General features: G+C 70.8%; 22 protein-coding genes. 8 read left to right on the top strand and 14 right to left on the bottom strand.

The annotated features are described in order from the left end of the window. Nucleotides 1-370 (bottom strand): 2Fe-2S iron-sulfur cluster-binding protein (locus tag CQZ88_RS30920; RefSeq protein ID WP_258008565.1); only part of this gene is annotated, 370 nt, incomplete at its 3' end. 2 nt (nt 371-372) lie between these two features. After that, nucleotides 373-1,587 (bottom strand): cytochrome P450, encoded by a 1,215-nt coding sequence (locus tag CQZ88_RS11855; RefSeq protein ID WP_029542310.1) that lies wholly within the window; start codon nt 1,585-1,587, stop codon nt 373-375. A 131-nt stretch (nt 1,588-1,718) separates the two neighbouring features. On the opposite strand from CQZ88_RS11855, the gene CQZ88_RS11850 reads away from it, so the two are divergent. Continuing rightward, entirely contained in the window at nt 1,719-2,723 is a 1,005-nt protein-coding gene (locus CQZ88_RS11850; protein WP_043799227.1) for an AraC family transcriptional regulator, read from the top strand. A 123-nt stretch (nt 2,724-2,846) separates the two neighbouring features. Here the strand turns inward: CQZ88_RS11850 and CQZ88_RS11845 are convergent, their stop codons facing one another. The 6 genes from CQZ88_RS11845 to CQZ88_RS11820 form a co-directional block, all read right to left on the bottom strand. Beyond that, complete coding sequence (locus tag CQZ88_RS11845) at nt 2,847-4,112, bottom strand: acyl-CoA dehydrogenase family protein (RefSeq protein ID WP_102799790.1); 1,266 nt, start codon at nt 4,110-4,112, stop codon at nt 2,847-2,849. Nucleotides 4,113-4,243: 131 nt separating this feature from the next. Continuing rightward, a complete protein-coding gene (locus tag CQZ88_RS11840) occupies nt 4,244-4,441 on the bottom strand; it encodes a tautomerase family protein (protein ID WP_006933877.1) in 198 nt (65 codons plus the stop codon). Between the two features lie 2 nt (nt 4,442-4,443). Then, nucleotides 4,444-5,232: a 2-keto-4-pentenoate hydratase gene (locus CQZ88_RS11835; protein WP_006933875.1), complete on the bottom strand. Its 789-nt coding sequence runs from the start codon at nt 5,230-5,232 to the stop codon at nt 4,444-4,446. Continuing rightward, complete coding sequence (locus CQZ88_RS11830) at nt 5,229-6,023, bottom strand: 2-keto-4-pentenoate hydratase (protein ID WP_006933873.1); 795 nt, start codon at nt 6,021-6,023, stop codon at nt 5,229-5,231. The genes CQZ88_RS11835 and CQZ88_RS11830 overlap by 4 nt, the downstream gene beginning before the upstream one ends. A gap of 45 nt (nt 6,024-6,068) precedes the next feature. Beyond that, nucleotides 6,069-6,896, bottom strand: a complete 828-nt coding sequence (locus tag CQZ88_RS11825; protein ID WP_029542304.1) for an IclR family transcriptional regulator — start codon at nt 6,894-6,896, stop codon at nt 6,069-6,071. Between the two features lie 213 nt (nt 6,897-7,109). Next, complete coding sequence (locus CQZ88_RS11820) at nt 7,110-8,000, bottom strand: LysR family transcriptional regulator (RefSeq protein ID WP_043799223.1); 891 nt, start codon at nt 7,998-8,000, stop codon at nt 7,110-7,112. Nucleotides 8,001-8,095: 95 nt separating this feature from the next. On the opposite strand from CQZ88_RS11820, the gene CQZ88_RS11815 reads away from it, so the two are divergent. Continuing rightward, nucleotides 8,096-8,740, top strand: a complete 645-nt coding sequence (locus CQZ88_RS11815; RefSeq protein WP_043799222.1) for a LysE family translocator — start codon at nt 8,096-8,098, stop codon at nt 8,738-8,740. Nucleotides 8,741-8,743: 3 nt separating this feature from the next. Here CQZ88_RS11815 and CQZ88_RS11810 read toward each other — a convergent pair whose 3' ends face one another. Both CQZ88_RS11810 and CQZ88_RS11805 read right to left on the bottom strand, forming a co-directional pair. Then, nucleotides 8,744-10,060: an MFS transporter gene (locus CQZ88_RS11810; RefSeq protein ID WP_102799789.1), complete on the bottom strand. Its 1,317-nt coding sequence runs from the start codon at nt 10,058-10,060 to the stop codon at nt 8,744-8,746. Between the two features lie 57 nt (nt 10,061-10,117). Then, nucleotides 10,118-10,588 (bottom strand): VOC family protein, encoded by a 471-nt coding sequence (locus CQZ88_RS11805; RefSeq protein ID WP_043799220.1) that lies wholly within the window; start codon nt 10,586-10,588, stop codon nt 10,118-10,120. A gap of 164 nt (nt 10,589-10,752) precedes the next feature. Here CQZ88_RS11805 and CQZ88_RS29875 point away from each other — a divergent pair, with 164 nt between their 5' ends. Then, nucleotides 10,753-10,926: a hypothetical protein gene (locus CQZ88_RS29875; RefSeq protein WP_006933860.1), complete on the top strand. Its 174-nt coding sequence runs from the start codon at nt 10,753-10,755 to the stop codon at nt 10,924-10,926. 14 nt (nt 10,927-10,940) lie between these two features. Here CQZ88_RS29875 and xylB read toward each other — a convergent pair whose 3' ends face one another. The 4 genes from xylB to CQZ88_RS11785 are packed head-to-tail and all read right to left on the bottom strand — an operon-like array spanning nt 10,941 to nt 15,770. Then, the gene (xylB, locus tag CQZ88_RS11800) at nt 10,941-12,350 is read right to left on the bottom strand and encodes a xylulokinase (protein ID WP_050036307.1); all 1,410 of its coding nucleotides are present in this window, start codon (nt 12,348-12,350) and stop codon (nt 10,941-10,943) included. Then, nucleotides 12,347-13,273 carry a carbohydrate kinase gene (locus CQZ88_RS11795; protein ID WP_043799219.1) on the bottom strand — a complete coding sequence of 309 codons (927 nt, stop codon included), beginning with the start codon at nt 13,271-13,273 and terminating at the stop codon, nt 12,347-12,349. Before CQZ88_RS11795 ends, xylB begins: the two co-directional genes overlap by 4 nt. Beyond that, nucleotides 13,270-14,742, bottom strand: a complete 1,473-nt coding sequence (locus CQZ88_RS11790) for a mannitol dehydrogenase family protein (protein WP_029542295.1) — start codon at nt 14,740-14,742, stop codon at nt 13,270-13,272. Before CQZ88_RS11790 ends, CQZ88_RS11795 begins: the two co-directional genes overlap by 4 nt. 11 nt (nt 14,743-14,753) lie before the next feature. Then, on the bottom strand, nt 14,754-15,770 hold the full coding sequence (locus CQZ88_RS11785) for an NAD(P)-dependent alcohol dehydrogenase (RefSeq protein WP_043799216.1): 1,017 nt from the start codon (nt 15,768-15,770) through the stop codon (nt 14,754-14,756). A 116-nt stretch (nt 15,771-15,886) separates the two neighbouring features. Between CQZ88_RS11785 and CQZ88_RS11780 the strand changes: the two genes are divergently transcribed. The 5 genes from CQZ88_RS11780 to CQZ88_RS30915 all read left to right on the top strand — a co-directional run. Next, nucleotides 15,887-16,891: a sugar-binding transcriptional regulator gene (locus CQZ88_RS11780; protein ID WP_006933848.1), complete on the top strand. Its 1,005-nt coding sequence runs from the start codon at nt 15,887-15,889 to the stop codon at nt 16,889-16,891. Nucleotides 16,892-16,953: 62 nt separating this feature from the next. Beyond that, complete coding sequence (locus CQZ88_RS11775) at nt 16,954-18,282, top strand: sugar ABC transporter substrate-binding protein (protein WP_006933846.1); 1,329 nt, start codon at nt 16,954-16,956, stop codon at nt 18,280-18,282. Continuing rightward, nucleotides 18,279-19,244, top strand: a complete 966-nt coding sequence (locus CQZ88_RS11770; protein ID WP_006933844.1) for a carbohydrate ABC transporter permease — start codon at nt 18,279-18,281, stop codon at nt 19,242-19,244. The genes CQZ88_RS11775 and CQZ88_RS11770 overlap by 4 nt, the downstream gene beginning before the upstream one ends. Next, nucleotides 19,244-20,125, top strand: coding sequence for a carbohydrate ABC transporter permease (locus tag CQZ88_RS11765; RefSeq protein WP_006933843.1), 882 nt, complete (start codon nt 19,244-19,246; stop codon nt 20,123-20,125). Before CQZ88_RS11770 ends, CQZ88_RS11765 begins: the two co-directional genes overlap by 1 nt. Before the next feature lie 29 nt (nt 20,126-20,154). Further along, nucleotides 20,155-20,724 (top strand): ABC transporter ATP-binding protein (locus CQZ88_RS30915; protein ID WP_258008564.1); only part of this gene is annotated, 570 nt, incomplete at its 3' end.

Below are 20,724 nucleotides of genomic sequence, written 5' to 3'. Positions count from 1 at the left end.
CGACGAGCCGGCGGGTGCACCGTGCGATGTCGGCCAGCTCGAGCACGGTGCCGGCGTGGTCGCGCAAGGGATGCCTCGGCCCGTCCGGGGGCACGTCGTTCAACGGCGCGACGGTCAGATCGGTGCGAGGTGTCGCCTGACAGGCGAGTGTGAGCCCGGACGCGCGCTCCGCCTCGCTCAGGATGGTCTCGTCGGGCCGGCCGTGGTCCACCTCGCCGCACAGCACCCTGATCTTGCAGGTCCCGCAGGTGCCCTGCGAGCACGCGTGCGGCAACCAGCGGTTCGCCCGCAGTGCGGACTCGAGTACCGAACGGTCGGGCGCGCCGGGAAAGGCCCCGTCCTGCCCGGAAACGGTCACCGAGTGGCTCACGACTACACCTCCCATCGGACGTGCAGGCCCTGCGGGCCGCGGAAGGTCCAGCCCCAGAAGCTCGGGGTGCGGTCGGGGTCGGGTTCGATGTTCGGGATCGTCTCGAACAACTCCTCGAGGGCGATCCGGACGATCGCGGTCCCGAGGTAGGTGCCGGCACAGGCGTGCTTGCCGGCGCCGAAGGCGAGGTGCGGCATGACCGGCCGGTCCACGTCGTAGGCGTCCGGGTTCGCCCACACCGTCTCGTCGCGGTTGGCCGAGCCGTACGCGAGTATGACCGGCGTACCCGCGGGCAGGTCGACGCCGCCGACCGTGACCTCCCGGTTCGCGACCTTGACGGCGGCGCTCCAGATCGGCGCTACCCAGCGCGCGCCCTCGTTGACCGCCCGCGGGAGGAGATCCGGATCGTCGACGACGCGCTCGAGCTGGTCGGGATGCTGCAGCAGGCCCGCCAGTGTCGTCGTCATGACGTGACCGGGCTCCTGCAGCGCACCGAGCAGGAAGACGTAGATGTTCGGGTAGATTTCCGACCGCTCCCGCACCTGCCCCTCCGGCATTCCGTCGTGCAACCAGTGCGAGATCAACGTGTGGTCGGGATTGCGGGTCCAGTGGTCGAGCAACGGATCGACGGTGGCGACGATCTCCTCCTTGATCCGGTCTCCGGCCTCGAAGGGCTCGGCATGGGCGAACTCGCCGTTCTCGTCGACCTCGGCGTTGCCGTACGACAGCGCGAGCGTCTGGAACCACCGCACGAGCGTCTCCGAGGGGACGTTCCGCAGACCCATCAGGTCACCGACCGCACGGACGCTGACCGGAGCGAAATAGGCCTCCTGGATGTCCACGGCCCCGAGTTCCTCGATCCGTTCGAGGATGCTCCGCGCCTGCGGCCGGACCAGCGCTTCCACGTAGGAGTCGACCGCGGCGGGCCGGAGTTGCGGATCGATCCATTCGCGCAGCTTGCGGTGCCGCTCGCCGTTGGAGTCGAGCACGGTTCCGGTCCCGAACGTCCGCCCGCCCGAGGGGGCGATCACCGTGGACCACGTCTCGGAGTCCTGGGTGATCTGCAGGCACAGCTCCCTCGTGGCCACCACGTGCATCCCGATCGCCGGGACGTAGGCGACCGGCGCCTCCCGGCGCAGCCGCTCGTAGATCGGATTCGGGTCGCGGTCGAGTTCCTCCATGGTGATCTCGTCGATCCAGGTATGGGTGGTGGTCATGATGTCGCTCTCCTGTCGTGGGCTCATCCGGAGATGACGGCCGGGGTCGCGCAGACGGGGTGTCCCGCGGTATCGTCCGCCCGCCGAGTTCCTGTGATCTGGAACACTAGAAGGCGGAGGTGAGCGGGAACATGACCGACAGTGCACCGAAGGATGACTCCCCGTGCACCGCGGCGTCCGGCCGGAGATTGGCGCTGAGCACGCGCGAACTGGAGTCCACCGAAGGTCGTGCCCGGTGGACGGACACGCTCGAGACGACCTACTGCGAGATGGACGTCGACTGGCCGCAGACGCACGACCGTTTCGCGGCGGATCTGGTCGCGCGCCCGCTCGGGGAGATGACCGTCAGTGTGGTGCATGCCGATCCGCACGCGGTGGTGCGGACACCGTCGATGATCACCTCGGATCCGAACGACGACTACCTGCTGTGCTTGATCACGCGCGGTTCCGCGATCCTGACGCAGGGGACCCGGTCGGCGACCCTCACCGACGGCGCCTTCGGCATCGTCGACTCGTCGGCACCGTTCGTCGTCGACGCCACAACCGAATTCGAGCAGATCGTGCTGCGCACGCCGCGTGAGCAGCTGACCTCCCGCCTTCCTGTCGAGCTCATGAACAGCGTGACAGGCCAGGGCATTTCCGGACAGTCCGGAATCGGACGGTTCGTGTCCCGGTTCCTCGTCGAGGTCGCCACCGCCGATACCCCCTTGTCGCAGGGCTCTTCGGCAACCGTTGCGGCCGCGGCGCTGGATCTGCTCGTGAGCGCGATCGGTGAACAGTCGCCCCCGTTGAGCGCCACGAAGCGGATCCACGCGGACGACCTTCGCAAAGTGCAGAGCACCATGGTCCGGTATCTCCGAGACCCCGACCACACGCTCGCCGATGTCGGCGCGGAACTCGGAATGTCCGTGCGGTACATCCACAAGTTGTTCAGCACGGCGGGAACCACCCCCCGCACCTGGCTGTACCAGGTACGCCTCGGACGCGCGCGTGCCCTGCTGTCGGAAACCGACCTCACGGTCACCGAGATCAGCGGCCTGGTCGGCTTCCGGGACGTGTCCCACTTCAGCCGTGCCTTCCGTCGGCAGTTCGGCTCCAGCCCCGCGCATTTCCGGCTCGGTCGAGCCGTACGATAGTCGCCGGGACGGGCGGACCGCGTGCACCGCGCGTCCGCAGTCCCGCGAGAACCGTTCGTCCCGTTGCCTCGCCGGAGATCGACGACCGTCCCGCGCTCCGAATGATGTGCGGAGAATGTTCCGTTATCCGGTGTGATCGCGTCCGAAGATCTGTCGTGCGAGGACCCATCGCTGGATCTCGTTGGCGCCCTCGTAGATCTCACCGATCTTGCTGTCCCGGTATATCGCCTCGACCGGTCCTTCGGTGTCGTCGGCTCCGAGGGACTGCACGAATCCGAGTCCGCCGAACGCCTGCACGGCATCCCGGGCGATGCGCGCCGCCAGGTCGGTGCCGCGCAGCTTCGCCATCGCCGCATCGGGCTCGGGAAAATGCTCCCCGGCGTCGAGCCGAAGAGCCGCTTTCAGGTACAGGCTGCGGGCGGCCTCGAGGTCCGCCGCGTAGTCGGCCATCACGAACTGCCAGTGCTGTTTGGAAGCCAGCGAACCACCGAACGCGTGCCGCGACTTCAGATGCGCGACGGTGCGGTCGAAGGCGGCCTGCGCCATGCCGACGCCAGCGGCGCCGATTCCGATGCGGCCGTACGTGAGTGTCCGGAGCGCGACGCGCAGGCCGCCGCCGACCCGCCCGAGCACCGCTTCCGGTCCGAGCCGAACACGGTCGAGGATCACGTCGGCCGTGATCTGCCCGCGGTTGCCGAGTTTGCGGTCGGGTGTGCCGACGGTGACGCCCGGTGCGCTGGTGGGAACGATGAAGGTGGTGAGGCTGTCGCCGGTCCGGGCGAGCACGACGACGACGCCGGCGACGACCGAATTGGTGATCCACCGCTTGCGGCCGGTGAGTACCCACCCGTCGCCGTCCGGGCTCGCGACGGTCTGCACCGCTTCGGGAGAGAGATCGCTCGACGCACCGGGCTCACTCGTCGCGAACGACCCGACGATCTCCCCGTCGACGACGGGACGCAGCCATCGGTGCCGTTGCTCCTCGGTGCCCTGGTCCAGTGCCGTGCCGGCGAGGATGCAATGGACGTCGTAGATGGCGGCGACACTGTTGGAGTAGTACGCCAGTTCCTCGACGGCCACCGCGGTGGCCGTGGCGCGATGCGTGAGTCCGTCGCCACCGACGTCCGCGGTGAAGGGAATGCGGAACAGACCGTTCGAGGCCATGGCCTCGAACGCGTCCCGCGGGAACCCGTCGAGGCGCTCGTCCCCGCCGGCGATCCGGCCGGCGATCGGCGCGACGGCCCGGGTGGCGAAGTCCCGGACGCGGTCGCGCACCTGTCGCACCCCCGGTGGCGACAGCAGGTCGTGGTACATCCGGTCCGCCACCCGTTCGCAGCCGGGCTCGGGCTCGGCAACCAGGGTCAGGGCGCGCTGTCGGTTCGACGTCATCGGGTTCTCCGGGGGATACAGGGGATGGTGTCTCCCTTGTGTATCCCGCGGCCCCGCCCCGATCCGGTCCGATCACGATGCTCGACTTCGTCGCCGGCGGGCGTTGTCGCAGTTCGGGATATCCGGACCGTTCAGGCCCGTGTCTCACGCTCGGCGATCGTCACATCACCCGCCGCGAAGTGTGTCTTCGGCGTCTCCCGCAGCACCACCCGGATGTTGGGCAGCGGCGCGTCCAGGGCCCGGTGCGCCGCCTGGGTCAGTTCGTGGATCAGCCTCCGGAGCTCGTCCGGGCTGCGCCCCTCCGCGATCGTCACGTCGATGAACGGCATCGTCAGCCTCCCGCGACGGTGACGGTGCCGAGGGTGGTGAAGTGCGCGGCGATGCGCGCCCCCGGCTGCACCGGCACCGCGTCGGTCATGCCGCCGGTGAGCACCACCCACCCTGCCTCGATGGCGAGTCCCCGCTCGGCCAGGGTGTTCGCGGCGAAGGCCAGCGCCTCCGCGGGATGTCCGTGCACCGCGGCGCCCGTCGCCGAGTCCACCACCTCGCCGTCGACCTCGAGCAGGCACGCCTCGAGGGCGAGATCGAGATCCTCCGGCGCACGGCCGACCGGACCGGTCACGTACCGTCCGGACGAGTTGTTGTCCGCGACGGCGTCCATCATCGAGAACTGGTAGCCGGAGAACCGGCTGTCGATGATCTCGATCGCGCCGACCACGTGCTCCACCGCGGCCAGCGCGGTCGCGGCCGAGACCCCGGGTCCCTCGAGCCTGCGGCCCATGACGAACGCGATCTCCGGCTCCGCGCGGGCGTGGATCATCTTCTCGCGCGGGACAGGCTCGCCGATCGGCAGGATCATCCGGTCCGTGAGCCACGCGGTGGACGGCGAGTCCACCCCCACCTGCCGTTGCTTCGCCTTCGACGTGACCCCGAGCTTCACGCCGGTGAGCCGCTCGCCGCGGGCGAGCCGCATGCGCAACGCGATGTCCTGCGCGGCGTACGCGGTCCCCAGGTCCAGTCCGTCCCATTCCGCGAGGATCGACGTCTGCGGGGTCGCGGTGTCCTCCGCACGCAGCAGCACGTCGGCGACGCGGGCCGCGCTCCACAACTGGTCGCTCATTTCTCGTCCTTTCCTCCGAGCACGGCGGTGACGCTGCCGAGTCCGCTGATGTTCGCCACGACGGAGTCGCCCGCCGCCACCGGGAACGCCCTGGTCATGGAACCTGGAAGCACCACATGCCCCGGTTCGAGGGTGACCCCGAGCGGGCCGACCGTGTTGGCCAGCCACACCAGTGCGTTGAGCGGGGACCCGAGCACGGCTCCGCCTGCTCCCGTCGCCGTGAGTTCACCGCCTATGTGGAGCGTGCATCCGATCAGCCTCAGGTCGACGTCGCCGAGGGAGACCGGCCGGCTCCCCAGGATCACGCCGCCGGAGGAGGCATTGTCCGCGATGGTGTCGAAGATGCCGATCTTCCAGTCCCGGATCCGCGAGTCGACGATCTCGAGTGCGGGCAGCACGAAGTCCACGGCCCGCGCGGCTTCGGCGGCGGTGACGCCCGGACCGGCCAGCGGCCGGCCGAGCACGAACGCCACCTCGGGCTCGATCCGCGGCTGCAGGAAGCGGCCGGCGGGGATCGGCTGGTGCTCGAGGTGGAACATGCTCGCGGTCAGGTGCCCGAAATCGGGTTGATCGACGCCCATCTGCCGCTGGATCGCGCGGGAGGCCAAGCCCACCTTGTGGCCCTTGACGACATCACCGGCCAGCGTCCACTGCTCGACCTGCAGCTGTTGGATCCGGTAGGCGAGTTCGATCGACGCGTCGGGATGGTCCGGGGTGAGCGGATCGATCGGTTCCCCCGTGCGATACACCTCGAGCAGTCGGTCTGCGGCCTTGTGGGCGGCGGTGTCCATGGCTCCTCTTTTTCGCTTGTCTCGTTCGTGCGGTCGGATTCGTGGTCAGGAGGCGCGTGGGCTCGCCGCCGTCAAACCGGCGGCACCCGGGTCGTCCCGCAGGAGCACGGGACTGCAGTCGTGGGCTTCGGCGATCGCCCGGGTGATCTCGTGCGCGGCACCGACCACGGCCCGCTCGAGCTGCGGTCGCCGCTGGACGAAGCGCGTCGCGGGCACGCTCACGCTCACGGCCGCCACGACGGAACCCAGGTCGTCGCGCACCGGGGCGGCGACGCAGTGCACCTCCGAGACCGTCTCCCCGAGGTCCGCAGCGAAGCCGGCCGAGCGCACACCGGCCAGGGCGTCCAGAAGTGCCTGGGGGTTCGTGGTGGTCGACGGTGTCAGCCGCCGCAACGGGCGCATGGCCAGATACCGGCGCACCTCGATCTCCTCGAGTTGCGCGAGCAGCACCTTGCCCACCGCCGTGGAATGCGCATCCAGGCGCGTCCCGATCCGCGCACCCTGCACGGTGATGTTGTGATTGCCGAGAATCTTGTCCACATAGAGGACGTTCCATCGATCCATGACCGCGAGATGAGTTGTCTCGCCGTACTTCTCCACCAGGCGCTCGAGGACCGGGGCGGCACAGGACCGGACGTCGACGGTGCCGCGCAGCGTCTCTCCCAGCTCCACGACGCGCCAACCGAGCCGGTAGCGTCCGCGTGCGCGGCACTGGAGCAGCCCCGTGTCGACCAGGCTCGACAGCAGGGCGTGCGCGCTCGATCGGGGAACGTCGATCGCCGCCGCGACCTCGGAGACTCCCCACTCGGGTTGCTGCACCGTGAACAGGTCCAGCACCGGTCCGATCCTCTGCACCGTCTGCAGTGACGCCACGTCCAGGTCCGTCCTTTCGGGTCGCGGCGGGGGCCTCGAATGCGCACCACCCGCCGCCGGATGCTTGTGATCTGGAACACTAGGTCCCCGGATGGCGGGCGAACATGGCTGGGAATGCACAGAAGGATGACTCCACGCGCACCGAGTGCGCACATCCCGTCGCGCGGCCTCGGGAATCGGCGCGAGACGTGCGCACTCGCGGGGCCTCGGCGGTTACGCGCCCAACGACATGCGCAGGTGCGACACGACGTGCGCAAGGGTCGGGTCGTCGACCTGACCGGCGCGCCGGACGACGCTGACGACCCGCACGGCGCCGGGCGCGGGTATCGCCACCAGGTCCGGTCCCAGCGGCCTGCGGCCCAGTCGCGGGACCAGCGCGGCGGCGAGCCCGGCGCGCACGAAGTCCAGATGGATGTCGAAGTCACTCGACGTGCAGGTGATCCGGGGGCGCAGGCCGTGCCCGGCGAACATGGACATCAGCCATTCGTGGCACAGCGTCCCCTCGCCGGTGGACACCCAGTCCGACGACGAGAGCTGTTGCGGTGAGAGCGTTTCGCCGAGGGCCGGCGGATGGTCCGCGCGCACGATCACGTCGGCGCCGTCGTCGAGCACATGTTCGGCGACGAGGGTGTCGGGCAACACCCGCGGCAGCGACCGCCAGTGGTGCAGCACGGCGACGTCGGCCCGCCCGGTGGCCACCCTCAGGGCAGCGTCGACCGGGTCGGCCTCGACGACCCTGACGGACAGATCCGGCCGGCCCATGGTGGCCGAGGCCAGCGCCGCGGGGATGCCGGCCCGGATCGCCGTCGTGAATGCCGCCACCGTGACCGCGCCGGCGATCCGCGACGATCCCGAGACCCGGAAGAAGGCCGATTCCAGCTGCCCGAGAAGGGGTTCGGCGTCGTCGAGGAGGCGCTGGGCGGCGGGGGTGAGCACCACCCGGCGGCCCGCCGGGGCCGTGAGGGCCGCGCCGAGGCGTCGCTCGAGCCGTTTGACGCGCTGGCTGACGGCGGAGGGCGTGTAGCCGAGGGCGCTCGCGGCCTCGGTGACCGTGCCGTGGTCACGCAGCGCACGCAGGGCCACGAGCCCGTCGACGTCGAACATGTAGCAACATTACACAGAACCCTGCACAAAGCCGTGATGGACGTGCACGTTTCCGCGCGGCACTCTCGATCCTGTCCCGAACGGAAGGGGTTCCCGTGGTTTCTGCCTCCGCTGCGGCCGGGGTGGCCGTGGTCGCGCTGGGCATGGTCCTCACGCCCGGCCCGAACATGATGTACCTGACCTCCCGGTCGCTGGCGCAGGGCCGCCGGGCCGGCCTGGTGTCCCTCGCGGGTGTCGGCGCCGGGTTCCTCTGCTACCTGCTCGCCACTGCGGCCGGGCTCTCCGCCCTGTTCGCCGCGGTCCCCGTCGCCCACGATCTCCTGCGGTTCGCCGGCGCGGGCTATCTCGCGTATCTCGCATGGGGCATCCTGCGTCCCGGCGGCGGTGCACTCTTCGCCCCGGCCCCTGCGACCGAGCACTCGGCGGCGCGACTGTTCGGCATGGGCCTCGCGACGAACGTGCTCAACCCGAAGATCGCCCTGATGTATGCGGCGCTGCTGCCCCAGTTCGTCTCGCCCGCCGCCGGTCCCGAGTGGCGGCAATTACTCGTGCTCGGCGCGGTCCAGATCGGGGTGGCGCTGACGGTGAACGGGTTGATCGTGCTCGGCGCGGCAGCCGTCGCGCGCCGCGTGGCAACGCACCCGCGGGCCGTGCGGGCGCAGCGCCTCGTCACCGGCACGGCCCTCGGGGCCTTCGCCGTGGCGACGGCCTGCAGCCAGGCGCCGCCCGCACGGGCGTAGGGCTCAGGCCTCGAGCACCTGCCCCTTGCGTTCCGGCAGCGTGTAGGCGGCGACGGCGGCGACGGCGAACGCCGCCGCGAACACCCCGAAGACGAGCGGGTTGCCGCCGGCCGTGAGCAGCCCGGGCACCAGCAGCGGCGCCAGGATCGACGCGATGCGCCCGAACGCGGCCGCCGCACCGGTCCCGGCGGCCCGCACCGACGTCGGATACAGTTCCGGACCGATCGCGTACAGCGCGCCCCACGCGCCGAGGTTGAAGAACGACAACGCCATTCCGGCGGCGACGATCCGGGTGGGGGTGTCGGCGAGGCCGAACAGCCCGGCGGCCGCCGCCGAGCCGACGAGGAAACTCGTCAGGGTGGCGCGCCGCCCCCACACCTCGATCAGCCACGCGGCGACCGCGTACCCCGGCAACTGCGCGAGCGTGATGATCAGCGTGTACTGGAAGGACTTCACCAAATCGAAGCCCTGGGTGACCAGCAGGCTGGGCAGCCAGATGAAGGCCCCGTAGTACGAGAGGTTGATGCCGAACCACACCGTCCACAGGGCGACGGTCCGGCGCCGCAGCCGCGACGACCAGATCGACTCGGCCGCCGCCGGGTCGGTGCGCACCGGGCGCGACGTCTCCTCCTGGTCCGGGGGCGCGTCGACGCCGGCGGACGTCTCGAAGGACCGGACGGCCGTCTCGGCCTCGCCGTAGCGGCCACGGCTCTCGAGGTACCGGACGGATTCGGGCAGGCCGAACCGCATGACCACCGCGTACAGGGTGGGGACGATCCCCACGGCCAGCGCCCAGCGCCAGCCGTCGTCGCCGAGCGGGATCACGAAGTAGCCGATGAGGGCGGCGAGGATCCACCCGGCCGCCCAGAACGCCTCGAGCGCCACCACCATGCGGCCGCGCTGCCGGCGCGGCGCGTATTCACTGACGAGGGTCGACGCCACCGGAAGTTCGGCCCCGAGACCCAAACCGACGACGAACCGCAGCACGATCAGCACCGCGACGGAGCCGGCGAGCGCGGCGGCACCGGTTGCTAGGCCGTACACCAGCAGTGTCACCGCGAACACCTGGCGCCGGCCGATCCGGTCGGCGAGCAGGCCGCCGAGCGCGGCGCCGACGGCCATCCCGACGAAGCCGATCGAACCGATCCACGACAACTGGGTCGTGCTCAGGCCCCACTGCACCGCCAGGGCGGCCATCACGAACGAGATGAGCCCGACGTCCATGGCGTCGAGCGCCCAGCCCACACCGGAGCCGAGCAGCAGCCTGCCGTGTTTGCGGGTGAACGGGAGCTCGTCGAGCCGCTCGGTGCGCGTGGTCATCGACCGAAAGCTATCACCGCCACCGCGGTGATAGCTGGGCTCGGCCGCCGCTCGGGTTCAGCCGCGGGCGGCGTCCTCGAGCGGCGCGATCTCGATCTTGCGCATCTGCAACATCGCCTCGGTGATGCGCCGTCCCACCTCGGGGTCGGTGTCGGAGAGCAGCTCGTAGAGCCGCCGCGGCACCACCTGCCAGGACAGCCCGAAGCGGTCCTTCAGCCAGCCGCACTGGCTCTCCTCCCCGCCCTCGGTGAGGGCGTTCCAGTAGTGGTCGACCTCGTCCTGGTCGGCGCAGTCGATCTGGAGCGACACCGCCTCGGAGAACGAGAACTCCGGGCCGCCGTTGAACGCGACGTAGCGCTGGCCGTCGAGTTCGAAGTCGACGGCCATGACGGTGCCGGCCGGCTTGGGGCCGGCGTCCTGGTAGTAGGTGGTGCCCAGGATGCGGGAGTCGGGGAACACACTGGTGTAGAACTTGGCCGCGTCCTCGGCCTCGGTGTCGAACCACAGGAACGGGGTGATCTTCGGCATCGTCTTCTCCTTGCTCGGGTGGATGACGGCACTGCCCTCGGTGTTACAGACGTCGGTGTCACAGATATCGACCCGAGACGGAACCGGAACTCATCGCGGTCGCGAACCGGTGCACGCCCGGGCGATCATGAACTGGTTTCGATACCCGTCGGAAGGAGACGCTCATGCGGACGTCGGCTCGCATCACCACGGCAGTTCTCGGCGCCACAGTCCTGTCGGCGCTCGCGCCCGGCACGGCCCTCGCCGACACCACCGACGAGGGCTCGAGCGTGATCGGGTCCGTCGAGATCTTCTCCTGGCTGATCGACTTCCTGGCCAGTGCCTTCGGCCTGTCCTGAGCCGGCCACCCGCGTCAGCTGCAACGGATCGTGTCCTCGGTCAGGTCGCGGACCTCCGCGTACCGGGCGCGCACGGCCGGCATCGGGTCGGTCTCGTAACGCTGCACGGCACCACCCTGCCACCGCGGTGGTTCCGCACCGCCGTCGAGCACCCACGCCGCCTGGCGGGCCGCGCCGACGGCGACGTACTCGCCCGGCTCGGGCACCTCGACCGGGACCCCGAGCACGCCGGGCGCGACCTCGCGCAGCGCGCGGGAACGGGCGCCGCCACCGACGAGCAGCACCCGTCGCACCGGCACGCCCTGCGCGGTGATGTGGTCGAGGCCGTCCGCGAGCGAGCACAGCAGCCCCTCCACGGCCGCGCGCGCCAGGTGCTCCCGCGTCGAATTCGTCAGGCGCAGGCCGTGGATCGCGCCGGTCGCGCCGGGGCGGTTGGGGGTGCGCTCGCCCTCGAGGTACGGCACCATCACGAGCCCGCCGGCGCCGGGCGGGGCCGACAACGCGAGCCGTGACAGTTCGTCGTGGTCGACGCCGAGCAGCGCGGCGGTGGCGTCGAGGACCCGCGCCGCGTTGAGGGTGCACACGAGCGGCAGGTGGCGGCCGGTGGCGTCGGCGAAGCCGGCGACCAGCCCGTCGGGGTCGCGGGTGGGGGTGACCGAGACCGCCGAGACCACGCCCGACGTGCCGACGGAGACGATCACGTCGCCCTCGCGCGCACCGAGGGCGAGGGCGGCGGTGGCGTTGTCCCCGGCGCCGGGTCCCAGCGCGGCACCCCGGCTCGTCTCCCCGACCTGTTCGGCGGGTCCGGCCACCCGGGGCAGCAGGGGCCGCCGGCCGCGCAACGCCAGTTCGAGCAGGTCGGTGCGATAGGCGTCGTCGGCGGCGCTGTAATAGCCGGTGCCGCTGGCGTCGCTGCGGTCGGTGATCAGCGCACCGATGTCCGATCCTCCGGCCAGCCGCCAGGTCAGCCAGTCGTGCGGCAGGCACAGCGCCGCGGTGCGGTCGGCGCGGGCGGGCTCGTGGTCGGCGAGCCAGCGGGCCTTGGCGACGGTGATCGCGGCGAGCGGGACGACGCCGACGGCGTCGGCCCACTTCTGTCCGCCCCCGAGGTCGGCGACGAGGTCGGCGGCGGCCGCGGCCGAGCGGGTGTCGTTCCACAGCAGCGCCGGGCGCACCACCGTCCCGGTCTTGTCGAGGGTCACCAGCCCGTGCTGCTGACCGCCGACCGACACCGCGGCGACGTCGTCGAGCCCGCCGGCGGCGGCGACGGCGCGGTCGAGGGCGTCCGCCCAGGCACGCGGGTCGACCTCGGTGCCGTCGGGGTGCGGGGCGCGGCCCTGCCGCACGATGCGGCCGGTGTGCGCGTCGCAGACGAGCACCTTGCAGGACTGGGTGGACGAGTCGATCCCGGCGACGAGCGTCACCACGGCTCCTTCGGGTCGGCGTCCCGCTCGTCGCGGGTGGGCAGGTCCGCGCCGGCACGCGCGACGGTGCGGGCCGCGGTGAGCGCGGCGACGTCCAGGGCCGTGCGCAGCGCGTCCGGTCCGATTCCGCGCAGGCCCTCGCGGTCGCCGAGCAGCTCCTGGGTCCACAGGGCGTCGAGCAGGCCGGCCATGAACGCGTCGCCGGCGCCGACGGTGTCGACGACCTCGACCGGGTGCGCGGCGACCTCGACGGCGCCGGACCGCGCGACGGCTACGGCACCGCCCGCACCGAGCGTCACCGCGACGAGTGCCGGCCCGAGCGCGAGCCACTCCCGCGCGACGTCGCGGGGGTCGCGGCCGGGGGCGAACCAGCGCAGGTCTTCGTCGCTGGCCTTGACGACGTCGGCGCCCGCGACGAACCGGGTGATGCGGTCGCGGGTGCGCGGGTCGTCGCCGACGAGCGCGGGCCGGACGTTCGGGTCGTAGCTGACGGTCGCGGTGGGCACGTGCCGGTCGAGCAGCGCGGCGACGGCCTCGCAGCCGGGTTCCAGCAGGGCCGCGATGGATCCGGTGTGCACGTGCCGGGCACCGGGCGTGGGACGAGGATCGGGCAGTTGCCATTCCAGGTCGAACTCGTATGTGGCGGAGCCGTTCTCGTCGAGCACGGCGGTCGCGGTCGGGGTGCGCGCCGCGGTGCTGCTGCCGGCGGCGAGCCGCACCTTCGAGGCCGCGAGGTGGCCGACGATACGGCGGCCGCGGTCGTCGTCGCCGATATGGGTGACGAACTCGACGTCGCGGCCGAGCCGGCCGAGGCCGACGGCGACGTTGAGCGGGCTGCCGCCGACGTGTTCGACGGGCTCGGCCGCGCCCCGGCGGACGATGTCGACGAGCGCCTCGCCGATCACGAGGACGGGCCCGTTCACGATCCGACCTTGCTGCGCAGGGCTTGCAGGGTGGCGCGGGCCCCGACGCGGTGCAGGGACCCGAGCGCCCACAGGTAGGCCTCGACGAACCGCGGCTGATCGGCGAGATCCCCGAAGACGGACCGGTTCCCGAGGAAGGCGGTCGGCTCCTCGCGCTGGCTGCGGGCGAGGGGCCCGAGGGTGTCGGCGAGCCGGTCGACGACCTCGATGGGGTCGCCGGCCTCGTCGATGCCCTCGGCGTAGCGGGCCCAGCCGGCCACGACGGCGGCGGCCAGGCGCACCGATCCGCCCGTGGCGAGGTTCTCCCGCACCACCGGCAGCAGCCACTTCGGGATGCGGTCGGAGGATTCGGCGCACAGCCGGGCGACGGTGTCGCGGATCTCGGGATTGGCGAAGCGCTCGATCAGGGTGCGCTTGTACTGCGCGAGGTCGATGCCGGGCACGGGCCGCAGGGTGGGGGTGGCCTCGGTGTCCATGTAGTCGAGCAGGAACTCCGCGAACAGAGGGTCCTGGGCGGCCTCGTGCACGTAGCGGTAGCCGCACAGGTGGGCGAAGTAGGCCAGCGCCTGGTGGCTCGCGTTGAGCAGGCGCAGCTTCATCAACTCGTACGGCGCGACGTCGTCGACGAGTTGCACCCCGGCCTCGTCGAAGGCCGGACGGCCGCAGGAGAAGTCGTCCTCGAGCACCCACGAGGTGAACGGTTCGGCGACGACGGGCCAGCGGTCGCGGACGCCGAAGCGGGCGTCGAGTTCCGGGGCGATGTCGTCGGTCGTGACGGGGGTGATGCGGTCGACCATCGAGTTGGGGAACCGGGTGTGCTCGCGCATCCAGCCGGCGAGATCGGGGTCGACGAGTTCGGCGAAGGACGTGAAAGCCCGCCGGGCGACGGTGCCGTTGCCCTCGATGTTGTCGCACGACATGATCGTCGGCGACGGCAGCCCGCGCTCCCGGCGGCGCGCGAGCGCGGCGGTGACCAGGCCGAAGACGGTGGCCGGCGCGTCGGGGTGCTCGAGGTCGCGGCGGACGGCGGGGTCGTCGACGTCGAATTCGCCGGTGTCGTGGCGGATGTTGTAACCGCCCTCGGTGACGGTGAGCGAGACGACGCGGGTGGTGGGTGCGGCGATCAGTTCGATCACCGCCTCGGGATCGTCGGGGGCGTAGCGGTAGTCGACGATCGAACCGATCACCCGCGGTTCCCATTTGCCGTCCGGGTGGCGCAGGATCAGGGTGTAGAGGCCGTCCTGGGATGCGAGGGCGTGGCGCATGCGGCGGTCGCCGGGCATGACGCCGACGCCGCAGATGCCCCAGTTGCGGGCGCCGCGTTCGAGCAGCCGGTCGACGTACATCGCCTGATGGGCACGATGGAATCCGCCGACCCCGAAATGCACGATGCCGACGCCGATGTCGCGGCGCGAGTAGGTCGGGCCAGGGACGGGCAGGGCGTTCAGGGTGTTCTCCCCCAGGTCCACTTCGGGGCTCCTTACGTGTCGTCGCCGGGGTGCACCCGCACGACGGTCTTGATGTTGCCGGGTGTCCGGTCGGATTCGAGTGCTTCGGCCGCCCTCTCGAGCGGGAAGCGGGCGGTGACCATCGCGTCGAGGTCGACGCGGCCGGTGGCGGCGAGGGCGATCGCCGTCGGCCAGGTGTGTGCGTAACGGAAGACGCCGGTGAGGACCAGCTCGCGGTTCTGGATCAGCTGGACCGGCAGGTTCATCGTCTCGGCGCCGGAGCCGACGAGGACGACGGTGCCGGCGGGCCGGACCGCCCGCATCGCGGCGGCGACCGCGGCGGGGGCGCCGGAGGCGTCGATGTAGGCGTCGACGTGCAGGTCGCTGACGTCGTCGGTGCGCGGGTCGAGCGTGGCGGTCGCCCCGAACTTCCGGGCCAGCGCGCGCCGGTCCGCGTCGAGGTCGGTGACGACGATGTCGGTGGCGCCGAACGCGCGGGCGACCTGCGCGGTGACGATCCCGATGGGGCCCGCGCCGGTGACCAGGACCCGGGAACCGGCGGTGACGCCCGCCTTGCGGACGGCGGCGATGCCCACGGACAGCGGTTCACAGAGGGCGGCGGCGTCGTCGGAGACGGTGTCGGGCACGGGGTGGGCGAATTCCGCCCCGATGGTGACGTAGTCGCAGAAGGCGCCGTCGACGGGTGGGGTGGCGTAGAACCGCATGTGCGGGCAGAGGTTGTAGCGCCCGCGCCGGGTTTCGTCGGTGGTGGGGTCGGGGCGCTGCGGCTCGATGGACACGCGCTGCCCGACCCGGCCGGCGGGGACGCCGGCGCCGACCGCGGCGATCGTGCCGGCGGCCTCGTGGCCGAGGACGAGCGGGGCCTCGACGACGAATTCGCCGATGCGGCCCTCCCGGTAGTAGTGCGTGTCCGATCCGCACACGCCGACGGAGGTGACCCGGACGAGCACGTCGCCGGGTGCGGGTTCGGGGACCGGCCGTTCGCGCATCTCGATCCGTCCGGGTTCGACGAGGACGGCGGCGCGCATGCCGGCCGGGATCGACGGGGGTGTTGTGTGGGTCACATTGCCGATGCTAGCGTACTGAGCAAATGAACGCACCCATGAGCATTTGCTCACGGTGTTCCTCCGAACCAGGAGATGTCGTGACCGTCCCCCACGTGACGAACCAGCCCGCGGCCGCCGCCGCGCCGGAGGAGCTGCGCCTGGCGCTGCGCGCGGCGACGCTGTACTACCTGGACGGCCTCACCCAGGCGGAGGTCGCGACGCGCCTCGGCGTCTCCCGGCCGACCGCGGGACGCCTCGTCGCCCGGGCCCGGGCCCAGGGCCTGGTGCGCATCGAGGTGAACGTGCCGGCCAACCTGCGCGACGACCTGCACGCCGACGAGGAACGCGCCCTCGAGGAGCGCTTCGGCCTGCTCGAGGCCGTCGTCGTCGGCGACGGCGTGGACGCGGCCGGCCCGCTCGACGAGGCCGCCAGCTTCGCGGGCGTCGGACGGGCCGCCGCCGCCCTGATCAGCCGGCGGATCCGCGCGACGGACACCCTCGGATTCACGTGGGGCCCGGAGACCGTGGCCGTCGCGCAGGCCCTGCCGCCGGGCGGGGCGACCTGCGCGACGATCGTCCAGCTCGACGGCGCCGTCACCGCGTCCGACTACCAGACCGGCGCCGAGTACGTGCTCGGACGATGCGCGGAACAGCTGCAGGCCAAGATGGTCCGCCTCCCCGTTCCCCTGTACGCCGACCCCGCGACGGTCGCGTCCATGCGTGCCGACTCGATGATCTCCCGCACCCTGGACATCGGCCGCCGCGCCGACATGATGATGTTCGGCGTGGGGGCGGTGTCCACGTCGACCACCCTGTTCGAGGGCAGCTACCTCGACACCGCCATGCTCGACTCCCTCACCGACCTCGGCGCGGTCGGGGAGATCGCGGGACGGTTCTTCCACGCCGACGGCACGGCCGTCGGCGGGGACCTCGACCGTCGCGCCGTGTCGGTCTCGCTCGACGACATCCGCGCCTGCCCCGGCACGGTCCTCGTCACCGGCGGGGCCGCCAAACACCAGGCCGCGCTCGGGGCGCTGCGCGGCGGCCTGGCCACCATGCTCGTGTGCGACATCGAGTGCGCACGTTGGCTACTCGACCGATAACCCCACCGGAGAGACCGAAGAAGAGGCGACGATCGGTGAACACATCCAGAACGACCACCCGAATGCTGGTGGCCGGGGCGGGGGCGCTCAGCCTCACGCTCACCGGCTGCGCCGGCGCCGGCTCGCTCGGCGCCTCCGACCAGACCGTCACCATCGCGATGGTGTCGAACTCCCAGATGCAGGACGCCCAGCAACTCGCCGCGCAGTTCGAGGCCGAGAACCCGGACATCGACCTGCGGTTCGTCACGCTCTCGGAGAACCAGGCCCGCGCGAAGATCACGGCCTCCACCGCGATGGGCGGCGGCGAGTTCGACGTGGTGATGATCAGCAACTACGAGACCCCGCAGTGGGCGGAGAACGGTTGGCTGACCAACCTCTCCGACTACGCCCGGCAGACGGAGGGCTACGACGAGGACGACTTCATTCCCTCCCTGCGCGAATCGCTGTCCTACGACGGCGACATGTACTCGGTGCCGTTCTACGGCGAGTCCTCGTTCCTGATGTACCGCAAGGACCTGTTCGAGCAGGCCGGCATCGCCCTGTCCCCCACCCCCACATGGGACGAGGTCGCCGCTGCCGCCGCCCGCCTCGACAGCCCCGACACCGCCGGGATCTGCCTGCGCGGCAAGCCCGGCTGGGGTGAGGTGCTCGCCCCGCTGAACACGGTGATCAACACCTTCGGCGGCCGGTGGTACGACGAGAACTGGAACGCGCAGCTCACCAGTCCCGAGGTCGTCGAGGCCGTGCAGTTCTACGTCGACCTGGTGCGCGAGCACGGCCAGCCGGGCGCCGCCACCAGCGGTTTCAGCGAATGCGCCACGCAGCTCGCCCAGGGCCGCGTCGCGATGTGGTACGACTCCACGTCGGCGGTCTCCACCCTCGAGGACCCCGCGTCGAGCAACGTGGTCGGAAAGATCGGGTACGCCCCCGCACCGATCCGGGTCAAGGACGACGCGGGCTGGCTCTACAGCTGGTCGCTCGGCATCCCCGTCGACAGCGACAACGCGGACTCGGCGTGGCGGTTCGTCTCGTGGATGACGAGCAAGGAGTACCTGCGCACCGTCGGCGAGACCCTCGGCTGGGAGCGGGTGCCGCCCGGCAGCCGGCTGTCCACCTACGAGATCCCCGAATACCGTGAGGCCGCAGCCGCTTACGGGCCGCTCACCCTCCGGTCCATCGAGAACGCGACCCCGGACGCCCCGACGGTCGAGCCGGTGCCCTACACCGGCGTCCAGTTCCTGGCCATCCCCGAGTTCCAGGATCTCGGAACCCGCGTGAGCCAGCAGATCAGCGCCGCGATCGCCGGTCAGAAGACCGTCACCGAAGCGCTGGAACAGGCCCAGGAATACGCCGACGTCGTCGGTGCCACCTACCGGGAGGATCAACAATGACAACCGTGGCAGTCGGCGCACCCACCGCCGACGACTCGGAACGCATCCGCCGGGTGCGGGAAGCCAAGAGCGACGCGGTCTCCCGCGCGGAAGGCTGGCGCCGCCGGGGGCCCCTGCTGCCGGCCCTGATCTTCATGATCGTGGTCACGCAGATCCCGTTCGTGTTCACCCTCTACTACTCCACGCAGTCGTGGAACCTGGTGCGCCCGGGCTCGCGCAGCTTCGTGGGCCTGCAGAACTACGCGGACGTCTTCCGCGACAGCCAGTTCCGCGAGGTCGCCGTCAACACCGTGATCCTCATCGTCGGCACCGTGCTGATCTCCGTCGTGCTGGGCCTGCTGCTCGCGCTGCTGCTCGACCGGGTCTTCCTCGGCCGCGGCATCGTCCGCACCCTGCTCATCACGCCGTTCCTGGTCACCCCCGTCGCGGGAGCGCTGATGTGGAAGACCGCGATGTTCGATCCCGTGTTCGGCATCGTCAACTTCGTGCTCTCCCCGTTCGGCGTCGGGCAGATCGACTGGGTCAGCCGCTACCCGCTCGCCGCGGTGATGGCCAACCTGGTGTGGCAGTGGACCCCGTTCATGATGCTGCTCATCCTGGCCGGGCTGCAGTCCATGCCGCGTGACACCCTCGAGGCCGGCCGGGTCGACGGGGCCGGCGCCTTCGCCCTGTTCCGCGAGCTGACGCTGCCGCACCTGCGGCGGTTCATCGAACTCGGCGCCGTGCTCGGCGCGATCCACCTGGTCAACACGTTCGACGCCATCTACATGATGACCCAGGGCGGACCGGGCACCGCCAGCTCCAACCTGCCGTTCTACATCTATCAGCGGGCGTTCCTCGGCTTCGACATCGGCCAGGCCGCCGCCATGGGCGTGGTGGTCGTCGTCGCCACCATCGTCGTGGCCACCGTCGCGCTGCGGCTGATCTTCACATCGTTCACGGGCAAGGAGGAGGCCGCCTGATGAGCACCACCGCCCCCACCACACAGCAGCTCCCCGCACCGGAGACCGTCCCGGCGCGCCCCCGGAAACGTAAGCACCGCAAGGCAAATCCATGGGGCGTCGTCGCCTGGATCGCCGCCCTGGGGTTCTTCTTCCCGGTGTTCTGGATGGTGCTCACCGCCTTCAAACAGGAGGCCGACGCCTACTCCGATCCACCGAAGTTCTTCTTCACACCCACCCTCGACCAGTTCCGCGCGGTGTTCGACACCGGCGTCGGTGTCAGCCTGCTCAACTCGGCGTTCGCCACCGGCGTGTCGACGATCCTCGTCCTGCTGCTCGGCGTGCCCGCCGCGTTCGCCCTGTCGCTGCGGCCGGTGCGCAAGACCAAGGACGCCCTGTTCTTCTTCATCAGCACGAAGATGCTGCCGATCGTCGCCGCGATCATCCCGCTGTACGTGATCGTCGCGAACATCGGTCTGCTCGACAATATTTGGGCCTTGATCATCCTCTACACCGCGATGAACCTGCCGATCGCGGTGTGGATGATGCGCTCGTTCTTCCTCGAGGTGCCGGGCGAGCTGCTCGAGGCCGCGAGCATGGACGGCGCCGGCCTGTGGACGTCGGTGCGGGAGGTGATCCTGCCGCTCGTCTCGCCCGGCATCGCCGCCACCGCCCTGATCTGCGTCATCTTCTCCTGGAACGAATTCTTCTTCGCCGTCAACCTCACGGCGGTGCAGGCGCAGACGATTCCCGTGTTCCTCGTCGGCTTCATCACCGGCGAGGGCCTGTACTGGGCTCGCCTGTCCGCGGCCGCGACGATGGCGGCGCTGCCCGTCGTCCTCGCCGGCTGGGTCGCCCAGAACAAGCTCGTGCGCGGCCTGTCGTTCGGCGCAATCAAGTAACTCCCCCGATCACTTTCGAAGGAATCGTCATGGCCGAGATCACCTACCGCAACGCGTCGTGCATCTACGAGAACTCCGACACCCTCGCCGTCGACTCGCTGAACCTGGACATCCAGGACGGGGAGTTCGTCGTCCTGGTCGGACCGTCCGGCTCCGGCAAGAGCACCGCGCTGCGGATGCTCGCCGGACTCGAGGACATCGACGAGGGGTCGATCAGCATCGGTGGCCGCGACATGGTCGGCGTGCCGTCGAAGGACCGTGACATCGCGATGGTCTTCCAGAACTACGCCCTGTACCCGAACAAGACCGTCGCCGAGAACATGGGCTTCGCACTGAAGATGCGCGGCGTGAGCGCCGACGAACGGCGGCGCAAGGTCGAGCAGGCGGCGAAGCTGCTCGACCTCACCGACTACCTGGACCGCAAGCCCGCCAAGCTCTCCGGCGGCCAGCGGCAGCGCGTCGCGATGGGCCGGGCGATCGTCCGCGAACCGCAGGTGTTCTGCATGGACGAACCGCTGTCCAACCTCGATGCCAAGCTGCGGGTGCAGACCCGCACCCAGATCGCCGCGCTGCAAAGGCGTCTCGGCACCACCACGGTG

It is taken from the genome of Rhodococcus sp. ENV425 (genome assembly GCF_002887785.1).
GTDB classification, from domain to species: domain Bacteria; phylum Actinomycetota; class Actinomycetes; order Mycobacteriales; family Mycobacteriaceae; genus Rhodococcus; species Rhodococcus aetherivorans.
This window is presented reverse-complemented; position numbering and strand designations above follow the sequence as displayed.